The sequence below is a fragment of the Streptomyces sp. NPDC054840 genome, assembly GCF_053611065.1.
Genome location: NZ_JBSGZP010000757.1, coordinates 1 through 3294, shown reverse-complemented (window position 1 = coordinate 3294; position 3294 = coordinate 1). Strand labels below are relative to the sequence as shown.

Below are 3294 nucleotides of genomic sequence, written 5' to 3'. Positions count from 1 at the left end.
CCGTGGACCGGGCGCAGACGGGCTGAGCGCCGCCGCCTCGCCAAGGGCGCCGAGCCTTTACGAGGGGCGATGCCGGTGGCGACGGCGACCAGGGGAGAGGCGCCGGAAGAGGGAGCGCGCTCCGACGCCGTAGCAGCAGGCACCCGGAACCGGCCGGCCCGGCGGTCGGTGCATGAGACGCCCGGGAGAGGAAAGCCGCCGGGTATGACACGTACACCGAAACGAGAACCCGGCGGCGCCCCCGGGCCGCGGGGGACGGGTCGCACCGAGGGCGCGGGAGGGGACCGGCAGGTGGAAGAGCGGGCTCCGGACCGGCTGTCGCAGATGCCGAAACGGTCGTGGATGGCGACGCTGCGCGGCACGCTGAAGGAGTTCAAGGACGACGAGCTGGCCGACCGGGCCGCCGCTTTGACCTACTACGGCGTGCTGGCCCTCTTCCCGGCCCTGCTGGTGCTGGTATCGCTGCTGGGCATAGCCGGAGAGTCGGCGACCAAACAGGTGCTGGACAACCTGCAGAAGCTGGCACCCGGCTCCGCGCGCGATGTGATCAGCAATGCCGTCCAGCAGATCCAGGGCAACGCAGGCATCGGATCGCTCGTGGCGATCGTGGGCCTCGCGGTGGCGATCTGGTCGGCCTCCGGCTACGTCGCCGCGTTCATCCGCACCTCGAACGCCGTCTACGACATGCCCGAGGGCCGGCCGGTGTGGAAGGTGCTGCCCCTACGGCTGGCGCTGACGATCACACTGATGATCCTCGCGGTGGCCAGCGCCCTGATCGTGATCTTCACCGGCAATCTGGCCCGCCAGGCGGGCGCTGCGCTCGGCATCGGGGACACAGCGATGACGGTGTGGTCGATCGCGAAGTGGCCGGTCCTGGTCCTGCTGGTGACCATCATGATCGCGATCCTTTACTGGGCCGCCCCGAACGCCAAGGGCCGCGGTTACAAGTGGGTCACCCCCGGCAGCTTCCTGGCACTGGTGATCTGGATGGTCGCCTCGGCCGGCTTCGCGTTCTACGTGGCGAACTTCGCTTCGTACAACAAGACGTACGGCACCATCGCCGGCGTGATCGTCTTCCTGATCTGGCTGTGGATCACCAACCTGGCCATCCTCCTGGGCCTGGAGTTCGACGCCGAACTGGTGCGCCAGCGCGCCATCGCCGGCGGCCACCCCGAGAACGAGGAGCCCTACGTCGAGCCCCGGGACACGCGGAAGTGGAGTGATGAGGACCGCCGCCGCCTGGAGGGGGAACCGCATGACGCGGCCAAGGACAGGGCGGTGGCGCGGCACGGCGATCCCGGCCTCGGTGCGCGATAGTGATCTTCGGCCGACGAGGCAGAGGGCAGCACGGGACTCCGCCCGGGCACGGCAGCTCCTGCCTCCGGTCGTTACGAAGCCGTGGCGGGCGGCCGCGGGAATCATGGCGGCCGGCGGGGGACAGCGGGGCCGCAAGACGGCCGCCGCCCCGGGATCACGGCCACGACGTTGGCCAGAGCCGCTGTCCGACGCAGTGGCGGAACAGCTCGTCGAGCGACGCCGCGCGCGGTGCCGCCTGCGCGGTACCGGCGGTGCCATGGCGATCGAGCGGGTGCACAGCGGCGTGCACCACCCCTCCGGCATCGCGGCCGGCGCCGCCATCGGCCTGGCCGCATCCCCCCTCGTCCGGGCAACGCCCCGCCTGCTCATCCCGTGCGGGCCGACCTCCAGCGGCCGGCGGGTGACCCGCTGCGGGTGGGGTAGGCGCGCCGTGACAGCAGCGCGCACATCGCAGCAGCGCGCCCCTCACCACAGGGAGGGAGGGTTGCCACGGCAGCTCGTTCCGAGAGCCGCCACCAGCCGGCAGGGGCGAGTGCTTCGTCCTCATCGCGACGACCGGGCAGGTCATCGCGACCACATCGCCACCACAATCGCGACCGACGAGCACTTCGAAGCCAGGAGCCGGAGGAACCCGGCTGAACGGCATCGGCTCCGTCAAACGCAACGCCGACACCCCCCTCACAGGACACCCCCGGGACCAATCGGTCCCGCTGACCGGCGCGGCACCGCACAGCAAGGGCAGATGGCGGCCATCGTGCAGCCAGCGCGCCGAAAGCAGAGGGGAAGCAAGGAGGAACCCATGAGCGCCGTCGGACGCCCCCAGGGGCGCGGCAGCACCGAGGAATCGATGGCCGACCTCGTTTCGCAAGCATCACAGCAGATCTCAGAACTGGTCCGGGAAGAGATGCGGCTGGCCCGGGCGGAGATGACCCGGAAGGGCAGGCGCTTCGGGGTGGGCGGTGGTCTGGTCGGCGGGGCGGGCTTTGCCGGCATCCTCGCCGCGCAGGCCCTGGTCGCCGCCGTGATCGCCGCCCTCGCCCTGCTCCTGCCGGTCTGGGCGTCGGCTCTGATCATCGCGGCCCTGCTGGCCGCAGTGGCCGCAGTGACGGCCGCTGCCGGCAAGAAGCAGATCACCCAGGCCGGCACCCCCGCACCCCAGCAGACCATCGACAGCGTCCAGGCCGATGTGGCCGAGATCAAGGAGGCAGCACACCGATGAACACCCCCTCTCAGGGCGACAAGGAACCCGCACCCACTCCCGAGGAACTGCGCGAGCAGGTCCAGCACACCCGCGAGGAGCTCGGCCAGACGGTGGAGGCACTGGCAGCCAAGGCGGACGTCAAGGCGCAGGCGAAGGACAAGGCGGCCGAAATCAAGGAGCAGGCCGCCGAGAAGGCCACCCTGATGACCGACCAGCTCCGGGAAAAGGCCACGCACGCCGCCCAGCTGGTGAAGGACAAGACCCCCGATCCGGTCCTCGACAAGGCAGCACACGCGGCGGCCCAGGTACGCGACACCGCGGCCCGCGCCGGACAGTTCGCCGCCGAGAAGACTCCGAATCCGCTTCGCGAGAAGGCCGATCAGGCCGCCTCCATCGCGCGGGCCAACCGCACCCCGCTGCTCGCCGCGGCCGCCGCGCTCACCCTCTTCCTGCTCCTGCGCCGCAGCCGGAGGCACCGGTGAAAGCATCCAAGATCGCCTACAAGCCGGTCGGCCTGGCGCTCGGCGCCGCCAGCGGCATGATCGCCGGAGCCGCCTTCAAGCAGACGTGGAAGGTGATCGGCCACGACGACGATGCACCCGACGCCACCGACGAGCACCGCACCTGGCGAGAAGTCCTCCTGGCGGCGGCCCTGCAAGGCGCGATCTTCGCCCTGGTCAAGGCCGCGGTCGACCGGGCCGGAGCTGTCACGACCCGGCGCGTGACCGGCACCTGGCCCGGCTGAACGGACCGGGGTGACGCCGCCCCACGCCGGG

At 71.2% G+C, this 3294-nt stretch carries 4 protein-coding genes; all 4 read left to right on the top strand.

The window, feature by feature from the left end; translation table 11 throughout:
• Nucleotides 1–204 precede the first annotated feature (204 nt).
• The 4 genes from ACWGIU_RS33515 (at nucleotide 205) to ACWGIU_RS33500 (ending at nucleotide 3263) form a co-directional block, all read left to right on the top strand.
• Nucleotides 205–1317: a YihY/virulence factor BrkB family protein gene (locus ACWGIU_RS33515; RefSeq protein WP_453711875.1), complete on the top strand. Its 1113-nt coding sequence runs from the start codon at nucleotides 205–207 to the stop codon at nucleotides 1315–1317.
• A gap of 799 nt (nucleotides 1318–2116) precedes the next feature.
• Nucleotides 2117–2536 carry a phage holin family protein gene (locus ACWGIU_RS33510; RefSeq protein WP_453711874.1) on the top strand — a complete coding sequence of 140 codons (420 nt, stop codon included), beginning with the start codon at nucleotides 2117–2119 and terminating at the stop codon, nucleotides 2534–2536.
• On the top strand, nucleotides 2533–3000 hold the full coding sequence (locus tag ACWGIU_RS33505; RefSeq protein WP_453711873.1) for a DUF3618 domain-containing protein: 468 nt from the start codon (nucleotides 2533–2535) through the stop codon (nucleotides 2998–3000). Before ACWGIU_RS33510 ends, ACWGIU_RS33505 begins: the two co-directional genes overlap by 4 nt.
• Nucleotides 2997–3263 (top strand): DUF4235 domain-containing protein, encoded by a 267-nt coding sequence (locus ACWGIU_RS33500; protein WP_453711872.1) that lies wholly within the window; start codon nucleotides 2997–2999, stop codon nucleotides 3261–3263. Before ACWGIU_RS33505 ends, ACWGIU_RS33500 begins: the two co-directional genes overlap by 4 nt.
• The last annotated feature ends 31 nt before the right edge of the window (nucleotides 3264–3294 follow it).

Bases quoted from the DNA above. Each gene is read 5' to 3' on its own strand.
- ACWGIU_RS33515 (WP_453711875.1), top strand. From the start codon at position 205: ATGACACGTACACCGAAACGAGAACCCGGCGGCGCCCCCGGGCCGCGG.
- ACWGIU_RS33505 (WP_453711873.1), top strand. From the start codon at position 2,533: ATGAACACCCCCTCTCAGGGCGACAAGGAACCCGCACCCACTCCCGAG.
- ACWGIU_RS33510 (WP_453711874.1), top strand. From the start codon at position 2,117: ATGAGCGCCGTCGGACGCCCCCAGGGGCGCGGCAGCACCGAGGAATCG.